This window comes from Vibrio sp. SCSIO 43137, from assembly GCF_028201475.1.
GTDB lineage: Bacteria > Pseudomonadota > Gammaproteobacteria > Enterobacterales > Vibrionaceae > Vibrio.
Genome location: NZ_CP116383.1, coordinates 537,654 through 558,322, shown reverse-complemented (window position 1 = coordinate 558,322; position 20,669 = coordinate 537,654). Strand labels below are relative to the sequence as shown.

The window sequence follows — 20,669 nt, the reverse complement described above, 5'->3', positions numbered from 1 at the left end:
ACACAAATAACACGATACGAAACCATGGTACTGGTTTGCGGTAGTTTTGTTGTTTAGAGCATGCTTTATCACTTCCGCAGCATCCCATTATACTCTCCCGTACTTATTTCATAACTCTCAAAGAGTTGTACACCGACCAATAACCTAAGTAAAAAACGAATTAACTCGCCCTTAACTTCAATATGTTAAACTGACCTGATAAACAGATATTTGCAGTGAAGTGTTCACTCCAAATTGACAAGCTTCTAGCTACAATACTCCACATGATAGCTAAGTCAAAAGGATTATCCCGTGTCGGAAAATAACAAAATATCCTCCAGTCACTATGTACTGATTGTTGCCCTGCTGACAGCCGCTTACGCCTGCTTTCTGATAGTGCAGCCTTATGTAAACTCAATCATTATGGCATTTATTATTTCACTGCTGATGTTTCCTGTTCACGAGTGGATTGAGAAAAAAGTTCAGGGAAAACCAAACCTTGCCTCCCTGCTCTCTTGTACCGTCTTAACCTTTATTATCGTTATCCCGCTTCTGGCTGTATTTGCTGCTATTGTTCAGCAAGGCTCTGTCGCCTCTCAGGGTATCTATCACTGGGTCACCAGTGGCGGTATTGAAGAGTTCTTCAAGCAGCCATGGATAGTGAAAGGCGTCAATCTGGCCAATGAATATCTGCCGTTTGATAAGATCGAACCACAGAAAATTGCTGAAAAACTCGGTCAGTTAGCCTCTTCCTTTGGCACTAACCTGGTCGCTATCAGTGCCAAAATCCTTGGTGATGCCACCAGCTTTGTCGCCAGTTTTTTGCTGATGCTGTTTGTACTTTTCTTCCTGCTAAGGGATCACGATAAAATTATCCGCTCACTGCGCCACATCCTTCCCCTGTCGCGCAGTCAGGAAGACAGGCTGCTTAGCGAAATTGAACAGGTATCCAAATCTGCAGTACTGGGGTCGTTTTTAACCGCTGTCGCTCAGGGTGTTGCCGGTGGTATCGGTATGTGGATTGTCGGTTTCCCTGCCTTATTCTGGGGCACCATGTTTGGTTTTGCTTCATTTATCCCGATTGTAGGAACGGCCTTAATCTGGATACCGGCAACGGCCTTCCTGTTAATGACAGGAGAAACCAACTGGGCTATTTTCCTGGCGATCTGGAGTATGGCAGTGGTAGGTTCCATTGATAATGTACTTCGCCCTCTGCTTATGCAGGGCAGTGCCGGAATGAACACCCTGATGATTTTCTTCTCTCTGCTGGGGGGCATTCAGCTATTCGGTTTAATCGGATTAATTTACGGCCCGCTGATCTTCGCCATTGCCATTGTGCTGTTTAACATCTACGAAGAAGAGTTTCACGGCTTCCTCAAGAGTCAGGACAAAAGCTAAATTTATTAAAAATACTTCATGAGGTGGGCAGATTATGCGAAAATCTGCCCACTTTTTTATCCGCTTTAGTCAGAGATTTTATGTCCTCCTACACCACTCCCAGTCAGATAGCCCAGCGTCAACTCGCCTTCTTTTCAGGTAAAAAGGTTCTTGTTGCCGGAGAAGCCGAAGACCTGTTTCCTGTGGAGCTTAAGCAGCACTGCGAGTCGGTCTCTGTTTTTACCACTAACTATGGTTACTATCGTCAGATCAGCAGAGATACAGAAATAAACTGCATTTTTGACTCCCGGCTAAACGAAGAAGTTGATGCTGATATGGTGCTTCTTTACTGGCCGAAAGCAAAAGCAGAAGCGGAGTACCTATTAGCCATGTTGCTGGCGAAGTTGGGTAAAGGTACTGAACTGGTTGTTGTCGGCGAAAACCGTTCCGGAGTGAAGAGCATTGAGAAGATGTTCAAACCTTACGGCAAAGTAGTGAAACACGATTCAGCACGACGCTGCTCTTTTTACTGGGGAGAGTGCGTTAACCAGCCTGACACTTTTAAACAGTCCGGTTGGTTTAAAACCTACACACTAAACGTGAACCAGCATACCGTTACGGTAAAAAGTCTGCCGGGGGTGTTTAGTCACGGTCAGTTTGACGTGGGAAGCCAACTGCTTATCGATAACCTTCCTCCCCTGAAAGGCAAAGTACTCGACTTTGGCTGCGGTGCCGGAGTAATAGGCTCTGTTCTTGGCATGCTTAATCCTGATATTGAGCTGAAGATGTGTGATATCAGCGCACTGGCTATTGAATCAAGCAGGAAAACTCTGGAGGTTAATGGTGTAACTGGCGAGGTCTTTGCCTCAGATGTCTACTCTGATACTCAGAAAGGCTACGACTTTATTATCAGTAATCCGCCATTCCATGCCGGACTGGATACCAGCTACAGTGCCACAGAGACTCTGCTGAAAGAGGCGCCAGAGCACCTGAATTCTGCTGGGCAGCTCTATATAGTGGCCAATAGCTTCTTAAAATACCCACCGATTATTGAAGCTCAGTTTGGCCACTGTAATACCGTCAGCAAGACCAATAAGTTTGCTATTTATCATGCGGGAAAATGATGGCGCCACTGCCATCAATTTTCACATCTACCCTGTCGCCTGTATTGAGACGTTCAACTGAGGTAGCTAGCACCTTGTTATCATCAAGTTCAATAACATAACGACAGTGGTCACCCATAAACTGCTGCTCAGTCACACAGGCTTTTCCGTCTGAAGATTTTGTCAGATGAACATGCTGAGGACGTAGTAGCAGTAACGCGCTCTCTCCGATGGCAATATCGTCATTTGCTTCAATATCTACAACTCCGAGTAAGGTATCAAATTCCGTAGCGCCATTACGTTTGGCATTCAGATAGCTGCCTCCGCCTAAGAAATCCGCCACAAAGCGACTGGAAGGCTGGTGATATAGGTCACTGGCACTGCCGAACTGCTCAATCACCCCCTTATTCATCACCGCCATTTTATCGGCAAAGGCAAAAGCTTCTTCACGGCTGTGAGTTACAAAAATCGCCGTCACACCCTGCTGCTTAAAGATTTTTCGGATTTGCAGAATTAACTCATGTCGTACCTGAGTATCTATATTGGAGAAAGGCTCATCCAGTAGTAGCAGATCCGGTTTGTAAGCCAGAGAACGGGCTATGGCAACCCTCTGTTGCTGGCCACCAGACAACTGATGAGGGTAGCGCTGACCGTAATCAGAGAGATGCACCATATTAAGCATCTCCTTTACCCGCTGTTCTTTTTCTTCCTTACTGAACTCCCTCAGTCCGAAAGCGATATTCTCTGCAACAGTCAGGTGCGGAAACAGCGCGTAATCCTGAAAAATCATACCTATATTTCGCTGCTCCGGAGCCAACCAGAACTTACCATCATCCAACAGAGCACCGTTCAGGCTCATGGTACCGCCACTCAGGGGTAACAAGCCGGCGATGGCTTTCAGCAGTGTGGTTTTACCGCAACCACTTGCTCCCAGCAGGCAGACAATCTCTCCCTGATCGACATTAAGGGAAAGAGACTCCAGTACCGTCTGATCCTCATAGCAGCAGATCAGATCTTTAATAAATAATTTGCTCGACATCAGTGGGCCTGCTCCAGAGAACGGTTAACAATAATTAATGGTATTAGTCCGACAACCACCAGCAGTAGTGCCGGCATTGCAGCTAACTCAAGCTGCTCATCAGAAGCGAAGTTATAAACATAGGTGGCCAGTGTTTCAAAGTTAAACGGGCGCAGTAATAAAGCTGCATTAAGCTCCTTCATGGACTCAATAAATACTAGCAAGCCAGCCACCAGCATACCTCTGCGTATCAGAGGAAAATGGATTCTTCTCAGCATTTCCGGAGTGTTGCAGCCCATGGTTTTACTGGCCATATCCAGCGAAGGCGACACCTTGTTCAGGCTGCTTTCCACCGCACCGATCGCGACAGCGGAAAAGCGAACCACCATGGCAAAAATAAGGGCAAACATTGAGCCTGACAGAATCAATCCCGGGCGTCCCCACTCCATATAGCGGGCTATATCATTAATGGCGTGATCCATATTTACCACGGTCGCCATAACGCCAATCGCCAATACCGTGCCCGGAACAGCATAACCAAGAGAGGCCATACGGCTAAACATCTGACTGGCTTTATCTGCCTGAACACGGCCATAAAAGTTAAGTAAAACAGCGATAGCCACTGCAATAACAGCAGCCGACAAGGAGACATACAAGCTGTTCATTGCATACTGCTGAAACTCGGCTGTCCAGCTCTGCTCAAAATAACCGTAAGCAAACAGCGCCAGTTGCATGACAGGGAAAATAAACGCAACGGCAACAAGCCCCCAGCACCAGAAAAGCGCCAGCCATTTCTTCCAGCCGCTTAGAACGTATCGCCCTTGTTCATGGCTGCTGAAAGAGCTCTGATAAAGCTTCTGCTTACGTCGGCTATAGCGCTCTGAACTGATCAGCAGCACTATTACCAGCAGCATAATGGCGGAAATCTTAGCGGCGGCATTCAAGTTAGAATAGCCCAGCCAGGTGTCATAAACCGCTGTAGTTAAAGTATTAACGGCAAAATAACTGACTGTACCGAAATCGCCGAGTGTTTCCATTGCAACCAGAGAAAGACCAACTGCCACAGATGGACGAACTAATGGAAGGGATATGCGTACAAAACTCTGCCACGGAGAGCACTTAAGCAGCCTTGCTGACTGTAGCAGTGAAACGCTTTGCTCCATAAAGGCAGCGCGGCACATCAGATAAACATAAGGGTATAAAACCAGAGAAAGGATGGTAATCGCACCGGGTAAGGTTCGCAGGTCAATAAACCAGTATTCTCCGCCTTTCCATCCGGTGATATCGCGCAGAAGAATCTGAATCGGCCCGGCAAAATCGAACCAGTCGGTATAGATGTAACCGATTATATAGCCCGGCATTGCCAGCGGCAGAACCAGAGCCCACTGCAATATTTTTTCACCGGGCAGACGGCACATGGCCATAAGCCACGCACTTGGAACACCTAAGAAAAAAGTAAGCACTAACACACCTAATACCAGAACCACGGTATTATAGGTATAAGTAGGCATCACAGTTGAAAGCAGATGACTGAACAAGTCGTCTGATTCACCCAGAGATAAATAGAAAATAGCCAGAATAGGCAAAACCAGCAGCAGAGCCAGAGCTCCGATGCTGGTTTTAAAATAAACAGTTTTTGCTTTCATTACCTTCGACAACAAGGTGTTAAAAGGGAGACCAAGTCTCCCTTTAAATTAGTTATAGATCAAACTTCACTTCGTCTACTAGCTTAACAGCTTTGCTGTGGTTTTCTGCGATCTCTTCCAGAGGAAGCTTATCTGCTGCAAAATCACCCCATGATGCAACCAGCTCAGAACGCTTAACGCCCTCTTTTACCGGGTACTCATAGTTCACTTCTGCATACATCTGCTGTGCTTTATCTGCAGTCAGGAACTCCATCAGTTTCTGAGCATTGGCTTTGTTAGGAGCGTATTTCGCCATCGCCATACCACTTACGTTTACGTGAGTGCCAGTGGTGTTTTGGTTAGGGAAGTTGATAAATACAGAATCAGCCCAGGCTTGTTGATCTTTGTTATTTACCATTTTGCCCAGGTAGTAGCTGTTACCCAGAGAAACGTCACAAAGGCCTTCTTTAATCGCTTTAACCTGAGCACGGTCGTTACCTTGTGGTTTACGTGCAAGGTTAGCTTTCACCCCTTCCAGCCATGTTTTAGTGGCTGCTTCGCCTTTATGGGCAATCATGGATGAAATCAGGGAAACATTGTAAGGGTGTTTACCGCTACGGGTACAGATTTTGCCTTTGTACTCTGGTTTAGCAAGGTCGGCATAATCAAACTCAGCGCCCAGCTTGCCAACACGGTCACGTGAAGAGTAAACATTACGGCTTCTTAATGTCAGTGCAAACCACTGATCATTGCTGTCACGGTACTGAGACGGGATGTTCTTCTCAATTGTATCACTCTCTACCGGCTGTACGACTTTCTTGTTTACCAGCTCAACCAAGCGGCTGATGTCAGTGGTCAATACTACGTCGGCAGGACTGTACTCACCTTCCTGAACCAGCTTTTCTGCCAAGCCTTTCTTAGCAAACTGAACATTCACTTTAATACCGGTTTCTTTTGTAAACTCTTTAAACATTGGTTCTACTAAGAATGGCTGACGGTAAGAGTAAACATTCACTTCCTCAGCAGAGAATGCCTGAGGTGCTGCTGTTGCTAGTGCGATAGCTGACAGGGTAAGTACTTTTTTCATTTCACTTCCTTTATAGATACAAATGATAATAATTATCGTTCGTCATTATATTTAAAAAGTACCTGAATGCAATGATTTTGATCAATAAAAATATAAAGCCCGCCATGACGACGGGCCCTACTGATAATATTGTGAACTGTAACGCTATTTCAGAGAAACAAACTCAGGATAAGCGCCAACACCGCAATCGTGCATGTCCATACCCTCAAGCTCTTCATCTTCAGAAACCCGGATACCCACTGTCGCTTTCAGCACTCCCCAAACCAGCAGGCTTGCGCAGAACACCCATGCAAAGATAACGGCAGCGCCAAACAGCTGAGCAGTAAAGCTGGCATCGCTATTACTTAGCGGCACAACCATTAAGCCAAACAGACCACAAACACCGTGTACCGATATCGCACCAACAGGGTCATCAATCTTGATACGGTCAAAGGCGACAATACTGAACACCACCAGTGCACCAGCGACAACACCAATAATCACTGCAGCAACCGGTGAAGGTGACAGCGGATCAGCTGTGATGGCAACCAGACCGGCAAGGGCACCGTTCAGTATCATAGTCAGATCGGCTTTACCCCATGTCGTTTTACACACCAACAGTGCTGCAATGGCACCCGCGGCTGCGGCTGCGTTTGTGTTAAGGAAAATCTGTCCCACAGCGGTTGCATTTTCGAAGTCTGAAACCATAAGCTGAGAACCGCCGTTGAAACCAAACCAGCCAAACCAAAGAATAAATGTACCTAATGTTGCCAGTGGCATATTTGAACCCGGAATCGGGTGTACTTCACCGTGTTTACCGTACTTACCTTTACGTGCGCCCAGCAACAGAACACCAGCTAGCGCTGCAGCAGCACCTGCCATATGTACGATACCTGAACCAGCGAAGTCACTGAATCCCGCTTCAGACAGGAAGCCTCCGCCCCATGTCCAGTAGCCTTCTACCGGATAAATCACGCCAGTTAGTACTACAGCAAAAATAAGGAAAGCCCATAACTTCATACGTTCAGCAACCGCGCCTGATACTACGGACATTGCCGTTGCAACAAACACTACCTGAAAGAAGAAATCAGATTCCAGCGAATGGTCTGCGCCTTCAGCCTGCGAGCCAATTAAAGCTCCGAAAGAAGGAAGAAAGCCGCCTTCGCTGTTATCGACATACATAATGTTGTACCCAACCAGAAGGAACATGGTGCAGGCAATGGCATAGAGTACAAAGTTCTTAGTCAGAATCTCTGTGGTGTTTTTTGAGCGAACCAGTCCCGCTTCCAGCATGGCAAAACCGGCCGCCATCCACATAACCAACGCACCCGAAATAAGGAAGAAAAAGGTATCCAGTGCGTAGCGTAGTTCCGTTACTGTTGTTATCAGTTCCATAATAAATTCTCCAATCCCTTAAAGTGCTTCTGTGTCCATTTCGCCGGTCCGGATACGAACCACCTGACTGAGGTCATAAACGAATATCTTTCCGTCACCGATTTTTCCCGTATGAGCCGCCTGACTGACAGCTTCAATCACACGGTCAACATTCTCTGCCTGTGTAGCAATTTCCAGTTTCACTTTTGGCAGAAAATCAACCTGATATTCTGCACCACGGTACAGTTCAGTATGTCCTTTCTGACGACCGAAGCCTTTCACCTCTGAAACCGTCATCCCTTCGATACCGACATCCGACAGTGCTTCCCTTACATCATCCAGCTTAAAGGGTTTGATAATGGCGTTAATCAGTTTCATTGCATCTCCTTTGCTCTGCTATTCATTTAACAGTTCAAAAGTAATCAAGAGCTGTGCCAAATATTTAACCGGTTGATAAATATAAATTTTATGTATTTTTGATTGGTTTAGTTTCCCAAGTACGCACCAATACAGTGCGTCTGTTTCACATAAATGAGGCGCTGCATCTCTCTGCTGCTACCCATCAAATCTGCATTATATTGTCTCGGAAATAGACATTTTCCGCTTATTCGTTATCCGATACTCTGTGTTGAACTACAGCCAAGTGCTCTCTAGCTGCCGCCCTTAATCTCAGTTGAGATCACTTGAGTGTAAAGGCGTATTAATCCCCCTTTATAAGGAACAACAGATGTCAGAAATCGTACTACCCAGCGGAAATAGCATGCCTAACTTTGGTTTAGGCACCTGGTATATGGGAGAACACAACCGCAGCAGAAAACAGGAAGTAGAAGCACTGCGCTTCGGCATTGAATATGGAGCAAAATTAATAGATTGTGCTGAGATGTACGGAGACGGAGGCGCTGAAGAAGTTGTCGGCGAAGCAATAAAAGGGGTAAGAGAGAACTTGTATCTGGTCAGCAAGGTCTATCCTCACAATGCCGGCAGAAAACAGATTATCCGCGCCTGTGAGAACAGCCTGAAAAGAATGAATACTGATGTTCTGGATCTCTATCTTCTTCACTGGTGTGGTTCTGTACCCTTTGAGGAAACCTTAGAAGGTTTTTATCAGCTTAAGCAGCAGAGCAAGATTCGCGATTACGGTGTCAGCAATCTGGATATAGATGATTTAGCGGAGTGGAAAGAGTGTGACAGTCAGGCTCTGACTGCCACCAATCAGGTGCTGTATAACCTGCAAAGGCGTGAAGCAGAGTGGTCGGTGCTGCCATTTTGCCGGCAGCACTCAATGTCTCTGATGGCCTATTGCCCTCTGGCACAAGGGGATCTTCTGTACGACACCACACTGATGCATATTGCAGAAAAGCATAACGCCACACCGGCGCAAGTTGCATTGGCCTGGTTACTGGCGCAACAGGGGGTTGTTGCAATACCTAAATCCAGCAGCCTGTTACGGGTCAAAGAGAATCTCGATGCTCAGAAATTGCAACTGGATGAAGAGGACATAAAATTACTCAACATCACCTTCCCTTCACCTTCCAGTGCCGGTGAAGCCCGCCTTGGAATAATTTAGTCAGAGAAGATGAGAGCTTTTTTGTCCTGATAATATTGCTTAACTACTGCCGCTCTTAATAGAGAGGGAATCATACCTGTTCCCTCACTATCGTGCTATTTCCACTTATCACTTACCCAGCCATCGACATGAGCATCAAAATGATGGCCGATAAATTCCTGCTTCATATTTCTTTCATTTTCATGCTGCGGATTTTCAGCCAGAATATGCCCTATCCGTCTTGCCATGGGATCATCACTCATGCAGCGTTCACGCTTTTCCACCGTCTCTTTTATCAGCTGTAAACGGTAACCTTTGCTGTTTCTTTTCATGAGATTTTCCTCCATGGCCGCTGGCTAAAATTTAACCATAGGCAGAGATCTGACAGGCGTCAATCTCAGATCAGAGAAGGCGATAAAATGGTTTTAGCGGATAAACTTCAGCCATGAAACAAGTAACTGCTCGAAGTCTTCTAAGCCGCATCCGGCGGTACTTTCACTGTTGTAAAAGTCAAACTCACTGTCATCCAACTCGTCGCTGCTGTGTAAGGCGTTCTCTTCAATTATCACATCGCCCTGTTGCAGCGAAACAGAGATCTCTTTACCGGTAAACAGAAACTCCTCACCGGCGCCGGCTTTAATCTGCTTTATTGCTTCCAGCAGCCTTTCAATCAGAACTTTATCGGTATAAACCTCCTGCTCCAGCCAGCGACCGACCACCTCATGATCCATACTGCACTTAACTTTGTACTCTCCGGTCAGTCCCCGGACGAACTGATATTCCATACTCTTAAATACCCCAAAACAGACAGGGCCAGATCTGTAAAAGATCTGACCCTGTATTTAGTCAAAACAGCGGTTACTGGTTAAGCCTGCGGACGCATTGCCGGGAACAGGATAACATCACGAATGGTGTGCGTGTTAGTAAACAGCATTGCCAGACGGTCAATACCAATACCCTGACCAGCTGTCGGTGGCAGACCGTGCTCTAGTGCAGTGATATAGTCAGCATCGTAGTACATGGCTTCATCATCACCGGCATCTTTCGCAGCAACCTGCGCCTTAAAGCGTGCATCCTGATCTTCAGCATCGTTCAGCTCGGAGAAGCCGTTAGCGACTTCACGTCCGCCGATAAAGAACTCAAAACGATCAGTAATAAACGGGTTGTTATCATTACGGCGCGCCAGCGGAGAGATATCTGCCGGATACTCAGTAATAAACGTTGGCTGAATCAGTTGAGGCTCGGCCGTTTCACCGAAGATCTCTTCAAGTAGCTGACCACAAGTCCAGAACTCTTCAACATCAACGTGTACAGACTTAGCAATAGAAACCATAAAGTCACGATCCTGAACTTTTTCATAAGTCAGTGACTGAATGTCTGCATGATCCGGGTTGTACTGCTTGATAGCTTCCAGCATGCTCAGGCGTGGGTAAGTGCCGCCAAACTCAACCATCTCATCACCGTAAGGCATAGCTGTAGAGCCAAGAACTTCCGTTGCAACTGTGCGAAGCATCTCTTCTGTCAGATCCATAAGATCATTGTAATCAGCATAGGCCATATAGAATTCCATCATGGTGAATTCCGGGTTATGACGCGGAGAAAGGCCTTCGTTACGGAAGTTACGGTTGATTTCGAATACACGATCAAAACCACCTACCGTCAGACGCTTAAGGTACAATTCAGGAGCAACACGCAGATACATATCAATATCCAGCGCATTGTGATGAGTGATAAACGGACGTGCTGTTGCACCACCCGGGATCACATGCATCATTGGTGTTTCAACTTCCATAAACCGCTTAGAAACCATGAAGTTACGAATTGCAGTTACCAACTTAGAACGGATAATAAACGCGGTACGGGAATCTTCATTCACAATCAGGTCAACGTAACGCTGACGGTAACGCATTTCCTGATCTGTCAGGCCGTGGAACTTCTCTGGCAGCGGACGCAGTGCTTTAGTCAGCAGTACGTACTCATCCATATTGACATATAGATCGCCTTTACCAGATTTATGCAGGGCACCTTTCACACCGACGATATCACCGATATCCAGACCCTGATATTTTTCTTTCAGTTCTTTCTGTACTGGTTTTGCAGCATAAGCCTGAATGCGGCCTGAAGTTTCCTGAATTACAAGAAAAGGACCACGTTTCGCCATTACACGACCGGCAATAGCAACAACCTTGTTTAGCTCTTCCAGCTCTTCTTTGCTTTTCTCACCAAACTCAGCCTGCAGATCACCTGCTAAGCTGTCACGACGAAAGTCATTCGGGTGGCCGTTTGCTTTACAGCTTTGACGGATATGCTCCAGTTTTGCACGACGCTCAGCAATCAGTTTGTTTTCTTCTTGCACATTTACTTCTGAGTGAACTTGTTCAGTCATTTTATAGTTACCTTATTAACGCGCTTACAGGCCTGATTTCAGGCTGGCTTCGATAAATTTATCTAAATCACCGTCCAATACCGCTTGCGTGTTGCGGTTTTCAATGCCGGTGCGTAAATCTTTGATACGAGAATCATCCAGTACATAAGAACGGATCTGGCTGCCCCAGCCAATATCTGATTTCGCATCTTCGTTCGCTTGTTTCTCTGCATTCTGCTTTTGCAGCTCAAGCTCAAACAGTTTTGCTTTCAACTGTTTCATCGCCTGATCTTTGTTTTTATGTTGCGAACGGTCGTTCTGACACTGCACCACGGTGTTGGTCGGCAAGTGAGTAATACGTACCGCTGATTCTGTGGTGTTTACGTGCTGACCACCGGCACCAGACGCACGATATACGTCGATACGGAGATCAGCCGGGTTAATGTCGATAGCAATATTGTCATCAATTTCCGGATAGATAAATGCAGAGGCAAAAGAAGTATGACGACGACCGCCTGAATCAAACGGAGACTTACGTACCAGACGGTGAACACCGGTTTCTGTGCGTAGCCAGCCATAAGCGTACTCGCCTGAAATACGAACCGTAGCCGACTTAAGACCAGCCACATCACCTTCAGATACTTCGATAACCTCAGCTTTAAAACCCTTGGCTTCTGCCCAGCGCAGATACATACGCAGTAACATTGAGGTCCAGTCCTGAGCTTCGGTACCACCGGAACCCGACTGCAGATCGATATAGCAATCTGAGCCATCATGGTCACCGGAGAACATACGGCGGAACTCCAGCTTCTCCAGCTTAGCTTCCAGCTCAGCCAGTTCAGGTTCGATCTCATCGAAGGTTTCCTGATCTTCAGCTTCAACAGCCAGTTCAAGAAGGCCCTCGACATCGTCAACACCCTGATCGAGAAGATCGATAGTTTCAACCACCGCTTCCAGTGAAGAACGCTCTTTACCCAAAGCTTGTGCGCGCTCCGGCTCGTTCCATACATCAGGTTGTTCTAGTTCTGCATTTACTTCTTCAAGACGCTCTTTTTTGGCGTCATAGTCAAAGATACCCCCTCAGGACATTTGTGCGTTCAGACACATCCTGCAGGCGGTTTTTGATTGGATTGATTTCAAACATGTTTGCTCAACAATAAGTGTAGATTTTAACCGCAGAATTCTACTGAAAATTGTGATGAAGATACAGGAAAATATTTGGCTCGCGCCTTATATAATCAAGTAACCTCAAGATACAAGATTCAGAACTATTTGATACTGAAAATAGTTACTCCGGTTAATCACCGGATAAATATTCAACCATCAGTTGCAGAGACTGATTTCCGCGAAATTCATTGATGTCTAACCGGTAAGCCATATGAACAGTTTTTGCTGCTGCATCCGGCCAGCGGCGCAGGTCAACATTAAAGGCAATAGCATCCAGTGTCAGATTAGTGGGATGACCTTTAAAAAGCGGCTCAACCATCAGCTTCAGATGCTTTTCGCCCACCAGTTTCTGATGAAGTATGCGGAACTCACCATCAAACACAGGTTCTGGGAAATTCTGCCCCCAAGGGCCACCTTCCCTAATCTGTTGGGCAACATGCATGGAAAACTCTTCAGGAAGCAACTCTCCGTCAGAAAGTACCACGCCCTGCAAGGCAGCCTCATCCAGCTCTTCCCGTACCGCCTTATCAAACAGCTGGCAGAAAACAGAATAGTTATCCTCTTTGATTGTCAGCCCTGCTGCCATAGCATGGCCGCCAAACTTAACAATAATTCCCGGGTTCTGGGTATCAATTCGATCCAGCGCGTCACGCATATGTAGGCCGGGAATAGAACGGCAGGAGCCCTTAATAAAACCATCACCTCCGTCTGCAAAAGCGATTACCGGGCGGTGGAACTTATCCTTAATACGGGAAGCAAGAATGCCAATAACACCCTGATGCCAGTCGCGCTGGAACAGAACCAAGCCATATGGAAGCTGCGAACTTTCATCAAACTGCAGCCGCTCACAGATGGCAACCGCTTCTTGCTTCATACCGTCTTCGATCTCTCTGCGAGTCTGGTTTAGTCCGTCAAGCTCACTGGCCATGCGTCTGGCAGCATGGATATTGTTGCTCATCAAGAGCTCCACACCGAAAGACATATCATCCAGACGACCGGCCGCATTGATTCTCGGCCCGAGGGCAAAACCAAAATCAGCAGAAACTAACCGGCGGGCATCCCGCTTAGAGACTTCAATCAGAGCCTGTATGCCCGGCCGCCCTTTTCCGGCACGGATACGTTGCAGTCCCTGATGCACCAGAATACGGTTATTCTCATCCAGCGATACCACGTCTGCTACCGTGCCCAAAGCAACCAGATCCAGAAACTCCGCCAGATTCGGTTCCTGCACCTGATTAGCAGCAAACCAGTTTTGCTCACGCATATGGACGCGCAAAGCCATCATTAAATAGAAGGCAACGCCAACCCCTGCCAATGATTTAGAAGGGAACGAACACTCCTGAAGGTTCGGATTTACCATGGCATCAGCAATAGGTAACTCTTCTGCCGGTAAGTGGTGATCCGTTACCACCACTGTCAGCCCTTTCTCTTTTGCATAACGGACACCATCAATAGAAGAGACGCCGTTATCCACTGTCATAATCAGTTCTGCACCATGAGCAATGGCCTGATCCACCACTTCCGGGCTCAGGCCATAACCATCTTCGAAACGGTTAGGCACCAGATAATCCACATTGCTGCTGCCCAGACTACGCAGCGCCAGCACTGATAAGGCCGAACTGGTTGCACCGTCAGCATCAAAATCACCAACCACAATAATGCGCTGGTTATTATTAATGGCTGAAAAAAGAAGCTCCACTGCACGCTGAATACCATACAGTTTCTGGTAATTATGCAGGCCTTTAGCCCCTTTATCTAGCTGGCTAAGTGAACGAATTCCTCTTGATAGATAGATTCTCCGCATCAGGGGAGAGATGCTGTCCGGCAGCAGTGACAACTCCTGCTCAGGGCGACGTTCGATTCTTGTCATGAGTTTGTATATCTCTTATTGGGCGGGTTCAGTAAACAGGAAAAGGACTAATAAGCAGAGTAACGCCGAAAAACCTCTTTTCCGGCGTAAGGTCTGGTTACTCACCAAGCTCGGCAGAAATTCTGGCGAATAGCGCTGCTGGCGGCATATAACCGGCAATTAACTTGCCGTTTGGCAGGAAGATAGCTGGTGTACCTGAGATGCCCAGATCACGGCCAAGCAGATATTGATCTTTTACTTTTTCTTGGCACTGCTCGACATTCTCTACCTGCTCAGAGAAATCACGTTCAATCTTGGCTTTATCCATAGCTTTGGCTGGCTCTTTAGCACACCAGATACGGGCCATTTCACCAGCGACCTGACCAACAGGCCCCTGACGAGGATAAGCAAGATAACGAACAGTAATACCAAGAGCATTGTAGCCACTCATCTGGTTATGAAGTTTAACGCAGTAACCACAAGTAATATCAGTAAATATAGTAATGGCGTACTTTTCATTGTCCGCCGGATAAACAATCATATCCTGTTCAAATGCGGCAATTTTCTTGGCATTTAACGGCGCCTTTCTCTCTTCAATTAAGTTAACGTACTTACCTTCATCATCAAGGGAGTACAGAGCCCCCGCGATAAAATGATCACCGGCATAATTAGAGAAAAACAGGCCGCTGTCAGTATCGACTTCCACCAGACCGGAAAAAGTAGCCGGAGCGATACTATTAACCACCACACCCATCTTCTCAAAACGCGCTTTTAACCTGGCTTCGTCATAGGCGACTTCGAGATTTTGTGTCGCTGCCTGAGGAGCTGCACTTTCTGTGGTTTCAGTTTTCACTTCTTCTGCATTACATGCAGTGACAAGTGCGGGTAGGGCCAGCAAAGTTAACCGGCGTAAAATGCTCATTATAAATTCCACCTTATTGTTTGAATTCATGCTCTGGGGTGATGTTGCTCATGAATCAGTTTTAATCTTTCCGTTGCTACGTGAGTATAAATTTGAGTTGTCGATAAGTCACTATGTCCCAGTAACATCTGCACCACCCTTAAGTCTGCACCATGATTGAGCAAATGGGTGGCAAAAGCGTGTCTTAATACGTGGGGAGATAACTTTTCGGTATCAATTCCGGCCATTACAGCATAGTGCTTTATACGGTGCCAGAATGTCTGTCTGGTCATCTGCTTTGCCCTTTTACTGGGGAAAACCACATCGGAACTCTTTTCTCCCAGTAATATTGGTCTGCCTTGTTCGATAAAAGTTTCAATCCAGTCAATAGCATTTTCACCCATAGGCACCAGACGCTCTTTGTCCCCCTTACCGATCACCCGGATAACCCCCTGCCGCAAACTGATGTTTTCCATGGTCAGGCTGACCAGCTCTGTCACCCTAAGCCCGGTCGCGTATAGCAGCTCCAGCATCGCTTTATCTCTTAACTCTATGGGATCATTAACATCAGGCGCTTCCAGCAGATCGTCTACCTGCTGTTCGGTCAGATCTTTAGGCAGCCTTTTTGGTAGTTTAGGTGCAATGAGCAAGGCACTGGGATCGTCTTCACGTATTTTTTCCCGGTACAGATACTGAAACAGCCTTTTAATCGCCGATAACATTCTGGCTCGGGAGGTCTGTTTATACTCTTTATCCACCAGAAAAGCCTGATAGTCCTGAAGGGCTTCAGTCGCTATAGTCATCACCTGATAACCGTTCTTTTCCATCCATTCGTTCAGACGCAGAAGATCATTCCGGTAAGAGGCTAATGTATTATCCGACAGCCCTTTCTCCATCCAGATCGCATCCAGGAACTGTTCAATGGTGGCCCATTCTTTACTCATAAAATTCAACAACAGAAGTCACTTCGGAACTTGAGTATACCTTTTTTACAGGTAGAATCAGCGCAACAACAAATAAAAAGTCACAGACCCTGCTTATGAAAATCGGACTATTTTACGGCTCTTCCACCTGCTATACCGAAATGGCAGCAGAAAAAATACGCGCTATCATCGGCGAAGATCTTATCGATATCCACAATGTAAAAAAGACACCTCTCAGCAAAATGAATGAGTATGATTTTCTGATACTCGGTATCTCTACCTGGGATTTTGGTGAACTTCAGGAAGACTGGAGTGAAGTCTGGCAGGATATCTCTTCGGTTTCCCTTAACAATAAGTGTGTCGCTCTGTTTGGCTTAGGCGATCAGGAAGGCTACGGCGAATGGTTTCTGGATGCCATGGGCTTGCTACACGATGAGCTAATCCCTACCGGCGCAGAATTTATTGGTTACTGGCCTAATGAAGGTTATGAGTTCGAAGCGTCAAAAGCACTAACAGAAGACGGCAAGCATTTTGTCGGTCTCGCACTGGATGAAGATTCTCAGTATGAAGAGAGTGACCAGCGAATTGCCACATGGTGTGAGCAGATACTGACTGAGTATCAGGAACGCCTTTAAGCTTTAAAAACTGATGCAAAAAGGCAAGGCAAATGCCTTCCCTTTTTAATATCTGAGCTAGTTTGCTGGCTTAGGCCGTCTCTTCTGTCAGAGTTTGCTCACTCTGACCACCGATAAACAGCATAGCAACTAAAGTAGCAGCGGTAGGCAGCAACCAACCCATTCCGTAGTCAAATAGCGGAATAAAGTTTAGTGCAGACACGTCCACGCCTGCCACTTTAACCGCATCGATCATCGCAAACAGCAGTGATACCAGAATTACCGTGCGGTATGCCAGTTGACGGTTAGCAACCTTGTTGCGGAAGAAAGTCAGTGCTACCAGAGCAATCGCTACCGGATACAGCAGGAACAGTACAGGTACAGACAAGCTAATTAGCTGTGCAAGGCCAATGTTGGCAACCAGAGTACAAGCCAGACCAACGATAATAACCCAGGCTTTGTATGGAACTTTGCATAGAGAGCTGAAGAAATCCGAACAGGCAGAGATAAGGCCGATAGCAGTAGTCAGACACGCCAGCAGAACAATGCTGGAAAGAACATACTGACCGGAAGCACCAAACAGAGACTGAACATAAGCACTCAGAATTACACCGCCGTTATCAGCATTTACCGTCACACCACCACTGGTTGCGCCAAGATAGAACAGAGAGATATAAATAAATGCCAGACCTGCCGCAGCCACCAGACCTGCAATAATCAGGTACTTAGTAATAGCGCTCTTTTCAGTAATGCCTTTACCACGTAGTGCATCCACAATCAGCATACCGAACATCAGAGAGGCGAAAGTATCCATGGTGTTGTAACCTTCAAGGAAACCTTTCACCAGCGGCTGAGAAACATAGTCACCCTGAGGTGCCATGATTTCACCCTGCGGGCTCATAAATACGCCGACAGCCAGAACCACCAGACAGATGAAAAGTGCAGGAGTAAGCAGCTTGCCGATAACATCAATCAGCTTTCCCTGAGACCAGGCAAAGAACATAGCAATTGCAAAGAAGACGATAGAGAAAATAGTCAGATCCGCCTGAGCAGCATCAATGATAAAAGGTTTAACCGCCATCTCATAAGCTACCAGACCAGTACGTGGAGCTGCGAAAGCCGGGCCGATAATAATAAACATCAGCAACGCCATAATTGTGGCAGCTCTTTTTGGCAGATCCTGAGTCAGTTTATCCCAGGTACCACCAGCAACAGCAATCGCAACAATAGTAATCAGGGGAAGACCTACCGCAGTAACCAGAAATCCGAACATTGCTGGCAGAGAGTTTTCTCCAGCTAACTGACCAGCGAGAGGAGGAAAAATAATGTTTCCCGCGCCCAAGAAAAATGCAAATAGCATAAAACCTACTGCTATTATGTCAGTTACTTTTAAGTTCTGATTCATAAATAAACCTTGTAATAATATGTTACTTTTTAAGCATTAGTTAGATTAATCAACTAATTTTAGGGGCGTGATGATGACGAAATAGAGCTTAGCGGTCAATAGATAGGCAAAAAACGAAATATTAAACCATTTAGCACCTATAACGGCAGTTTATGACACTGGTTATTGATAGTTATACAGATGATCATCAATGAACAGCATTGAAAAAACATTACAGAATAAAGAATATAAAACTATAACAAGATCTCAACATAGTGATTAATTCTTATCCATTTCACCAAATCAGAATAAAATGAATAGAGATAAAAAACGAACTAAAGACTTTAAATTCAAGAAGTTCGGGATATACGGAGGCTTCTCCGGCATGCCGGTAAGTACCGACAGTGTGCTACTGGGTGCATGGATTGATTTAGATCAAGCCGAAACCATTCTTGATATCGGCACGGGTACAGGGCTGCTCACTTTAATGTGTGCGCAACGTTCAGCAACAGCACAAATTACGGCTATCGAGCTGGAAAAGTCAGCCTGTAAAGCAGCTGAAATTAACTTTCAGAATAGCGACTGGGGGGAGAGAATCAGTCTGATTCAGAGTAATATCGTTAGCTGGCAGAACAGTCAGACTTTCGATACCATTGTCTGCAATCCTCCCTATTTTAACTCTGGAGAACAGTCACAATCCGCCCAGCGTGCTATTGCAAGGCATACACAAACATTGAATCACGCTTCTCTTCTACAACAGTGCAGCAAGCGACTTAGCCAATGCGGCAAAGCGAGTTTTGTGTTACCACTGACCGAGGGGGAGCGGTTTATACAACTGGCAAAAGCAGACAATTGGTTTGTTAGCAGACTGTGCAAAGTAAAACCAACACCCAGCAAACCTGTTAACCGGCTTTTAATAGAGTTAACCCGGACTCAGGTAAGCGGTGAGGAGAGCTCACTTACCATCTCGGATCAGCAGGGTTACAGCAAAGAATTTACTCAACTGACAAAAGAGTTTTATTTAAAGATGTAGAAATGATCTTTGATCATCTATAATGCGCGACCAAACTTTTAACTACCCGCTTGTGGAGATCCTATTGTGGTCAGAAAATTTTCCGAACTAGAGCTAGATCCTAATCTATTAGCCGCTATCGAAGAGGCCGGATATGAGCGGCCGACTCAGGTTCAGGCTGAGGCGATCCCTCACGCATTAGACGGTAGAGATATTCTGGCTTCGGCTCCTACAGGCACAGGTAAAACTGCTGCGTTTGTACTGCCAGCCCTACAGTACCTTCAAGATTTTCCGCGTAAAAAAGCAGGACCGGCAAGGGTTCTGATCCTGACTCCTACCCGCGAACTTGCTATGCAGGTTGCCGATCAGGCAAGGGCTCTGGCTAAAAATACTAACCTGAAGATCTTCACCATCACCGGCGGGGTTATGTATCAGGATCACGCCGATATTCTGGCAACGACTCAGGATATTGTTGTGGCCACACCTGGACGCCTTATGGAGTATATCGAAGCAGAACGCTTTGATTGCCGCGCCATTGAGTGGCTAATTCTGGACGAAGCAGACCGCATGCTGGATATGGGATTCGGCCCTGTAGTTGACCGTCTGTCCGGAGAGTGTCGCTGGAGAAAGCAGACGCTTCTGTTCTCTGCAACACTGGAAGGCCGTGGTGTTGAAGGCTTTACTGCCGATCTGCTTAACGAGCCGGCTGAAATTGATGCCCAGCCTTCACGCCGCGAACGCAAGAAGATTACTCAGTGGTACCACAGAGCGGATACATTGGAACATAAAGTAGAACTGCTGAAGCACATTATCAGCAATGAAGCTGAGCGTTCTATCGTGTTTATCAAAACCCGTGAGCGTCTGGGCGAGCTGCGTGCAATGCTGGAAAGTGCGCAAATCCCGTGTAGCTGGATACAGGGTGAAATGCCTCAGGACAGACGTAATAACGCCATCCGTCGTTTCCGTGACGGAGAAGTGAATGTACTGCTGGCAACAGACGTTGCTGCCCGCGGAATCGACTTGCCTGACGTCAGCCATGTCATTAACTACGATATGCCTAGAACGGCAGATGTTTATCTGCACCGTATCGGCCGTACCGCCCGTGCAGGTAAAAAAGGCAGTGCCGTATCACTGGTAGAAGCTCATGATCAGGCGATGCTTGAAAGAGTTGCCCGCTACACCAAAGAAGAGATCAAAGAGAGATTTGTCAAAGGTATGCGTCCGACTCATAAAAAGCCGGTTGTGAAAAAGAAGAAAAAGAGCAAAGACGCCAAAAAGAAAACGGCCACTAAAAAGAAGACCGCTAAAAAGAAGTAAGCTTTAGACAGCAGCGAAAAAGATGTAAAAAACGGGAACATTAGGTTCC

19 protein-coding genes are annotated in these 20,669 nt (G+C 46.4%); 6 read left to right on the top strand and 13 right to left on the bottom strand.

Features of this window, described 5'->3' with window-relative positions:
* The first annotated feature begins 291 nt into the window (after positions 1-291).
* The gene (locus PK654_RS02760) at positions 292-1,377 is read left to right on the top strand and encodes an AI-2E family transporter (RefSeq protein WP_271697549.1); all 1,086 of its coding nucleotides are present in this window, start codon (positions 292-294) and stop codon (positions 1,375-1,377) included.
* An 80-nt stretch (positions 1,378-1,457) separates the two neighbouring features.
* A complete protein-coding gene (gene rsmC, locus PK654_RS02755; protein ID WP_271697548.1) occupies positions 1,458-2,480 on the top strand; it encodes a 16S rRNA (guanine(1207)-N(2))-methyltransferase RsmC in 1,023 nt (340 codons plus the stop codon).
* Here the strand turns inward: rsmC and PK654_RS02750 are convergent.
* The 5 genes from PK654_RS02750 to glnK all read right to left on the bottom strand — a co-directional run bounded on the left by PK654_RS02750 (position 2,458) and on the right by glnK (position 7,920).
* Positions 2,458-3,498: an ABC transporter ATP-binding protein gene (locus PK654_RS02750; RefSeq protein WP_271697547.1), complete on the bottom strand. Its 1,041-nt coding sequence runs from the start codon at positions 3,496-3,498 to the stop codon at positions 2,458-2,460. The two genes, rsmC and PK654_RS02750, sit on opposite strands and share 23 nt — an antisense overlap.
* Positions 3,498-5,123, bottom strand: coding sequence for an ABC transporter permease (locus PK654_RS02745; RefSeq protein WP_271697546.1), 1,626 nt, complete (start codon positions 5,121-5,123; stop codon positions 3,498-3,500). The genes PK654_RS02750 and PK654_RS02745 overlap by 1 nt, the downstream gene beginning before the upstream one ends.
* A 52-nt stretch (positions 5,124-5,175) precedes the next feature.
* Positions 5,176-6,189, bottom strand: a complete 1,014-nt coding sequence (locus PK654_RS02740; RefSeq protein WP_271697545.1) for a Fe(3+) ABC transporter substrate-binding protein — start codon at positions 6,187-6,189, stop codon at positions 5,176-5,178.
* Positions 6,190-6,333: 144 nt separating this feature from the next.
* Positions 6,334-7,563, bottom strand: coding sequence for an ammonium transporter (locus tag PK654_RS02735; RefSeq protein WP_271697544.1), 1,230 nt, complete (start codon positions 7,561-7,563; stop codon positions 6,334-6,336).
* Positions 7,564-7,581: 18 nt separating this feature from the next.
* Positions 7,582-7,920 (bottom strand): P-II family nitrogen regulator, encoded by a 339-nt coding sequence (gene glnK / locus PK654_RS02730; protein WP_271697543.1) that lies wholly within the window; start codon positions 7,918-7,920, stop codon positions 7,582-7,584.
* A gap of 349 nt (positions 7,921-8,269) precedes the next feature.
* Here glnK and PK654_RS02725 point away from each other — a divergent pair, with 349 nt between their 5' ends.
* A complete protein-coding gene (locus PK654_RS02725; protein ID WP_271697542.1) occupies positions 8,270-9,109 on the top strand; it encodes an aldo/keto reductase in 840 nt (279 codons plus the stop codon).
* Between the two features lie 95 nt (positions 9,110-9,204).
* Here PK654_RS02725 and PK654_RS02720 read toward each other — a convergent pair whose 3' ends face one another.
* The 7 genes from PK654_RS02720 to xerD form a co-directional block, all read right to left on the bottom strand.
* Positions 9,205-9,420 (bottom strand): hypothetical protein, encoded by a 216-nt coding sequence (locus tag PK654_RS02720; protein ID WP_271697541.1) that lies wholly within the window; start codon positions 9,418-9,420, stop codon positions 9,205-9,207.
* Between the two features lie 93 nt (positions 9,421-9,513).
* Positions 9,514-9,873: a YacL family protein gene (locus PK654_RS02715; protein ID WP_271697540.1), complete on the bottom strand. Its 360-nt coding sequence runs from the start codon at positions 9,871-9,873 to the stop codon at positions 9,514-9,516.
* Between the two features lie 80 nt (positions 9,874-9,953).
* Positions 9,954-11,474, bottom strand: a complete 1,521-nt coding sequence (lysS, locus tag PK654_RS02710) for a lysine--tRNA ligase (protein ID WP_271697539.1) — start codon at positions 11,472-11,474, stop codon at positions 9,954-9,956.
* A 24-nt stretch (positions 11,475-11,498) separates the two neighbouring features.
* Positions 11,499-12,597, bottom strand: a protein-coding gene (gene prfB / locus PK654_RS02705) for a peptide chain release factor 2 (protein ID WP_271697538.1) whose coding sequence is annotated in 2 segments (ribosomal slippage) — positions 11,499-12,521 and positions 12,523-12,597 — 1,098 coding nt in all. Because the reading frame shifts where the segments join, the coding sequence is not laid out codon by codon here.
* A 153-nt stretch (positions 12,598-12,750) separates the two neighbouring features.
* Positions 12,751-14,490, bottom strand: coding sequence for a single-stranded-DNA-specific exonuclease RecJ (gene recJ / locus PK654_RS02700; protein ID WP_271697537.1), 1,740 nt, complete (start codon positions 14,488-14,490; stop codon positions 12,751-12,753).
* Between the two features lie 97 nt (positions 14,491-14,587).
* A complete protein-coding gene (locus PK654_RS02695; RefSeq protein ID WP_271697536.1) occupies positions 14,588-15,391 on the bottom strand; it encodes a thioredoxin fold domain-containing protein in 804 nt (267 codons plus the stop codon).
* Between the two features lie 26 nt (positions 15,392-15,417).
* Positions 15,418-16,314 carry a site-specific tyrosine recombinase XerD gene (gene xerD / locus PK654_RS02690; RefSeq protein ID WP_271697535.1) on the bottom strand — a complete coding sequence of 299 codons (897 nt, stop codon included), beginning with the start codon at positions 16,312-16,314 and terminating at the stop codon, positions 15,418-15,420.
* 95 nt (positions 16,315-16,409) lie between these two features.
* On the opposite strand from xerD, the gene fldB reads away from it, so the two are divergent.
* Positions 16,410-16,928 (top strand): flavodoxin FldB, encoded by a 519-nt coding sequence (fldB, locus tag PK654_RS02685; RefSeq protein WP_271697534.1) that lies wholly within the window; start codon positions 16,410-16,412, stop codon positions 16,926-16,928.
* 70 nt (positions 16,929-16,998) lie between these two features.
* Here fldB and brnQ read toward each other — a convergent pair whose 3' ends face one another.
* On the bottom strand, positions 16,999-18,312 hold the full coding sequence (gene brnQ, locus PK654_RS02680; RefSeq protein WP_271697533.1) for a branched-chain amino acid transport system II carrier protein: 1,314 nt from the start codon (positions 18,310-18,312) through the stop codon (positions 16,999-17,001).
* Between the two features lie 292 nt (positions 18,313-18,604).
* Between brnQ and PK654_RS02675 the strand changes: the two genes are divergently transcribed.
* Together PK654_RS02675 and srmB are read left to right on the top strand one after the other, a co-directional pair.
* On the top strand, positions 18,605-19,324 hold the full coding sequence (locus tag PK654_RS02675; protein WP_271697532.1) for a tRNA1(Val) (adenine(37)-N6)-methyltransferase: 720 nt from the start codon (positions 18,605-18,607) through the stop codon (positions 19,322-19,324).
* 66 nt (positions 19,325-19,390) lie between these two features.
* A complete protein-coding gene (gene srmB / locus PK654_RS02670; protein ID WP_271697531.1) occupies positions 19,391-20,620 on the top strand; it encodes an ATP-dependent RNA helicase SrmB in 1,230 nt (409 codons plus the stop codon).
* The last annotated feature ends 49 nt before the right edge of the window (positions 20,621-20,669 follow it).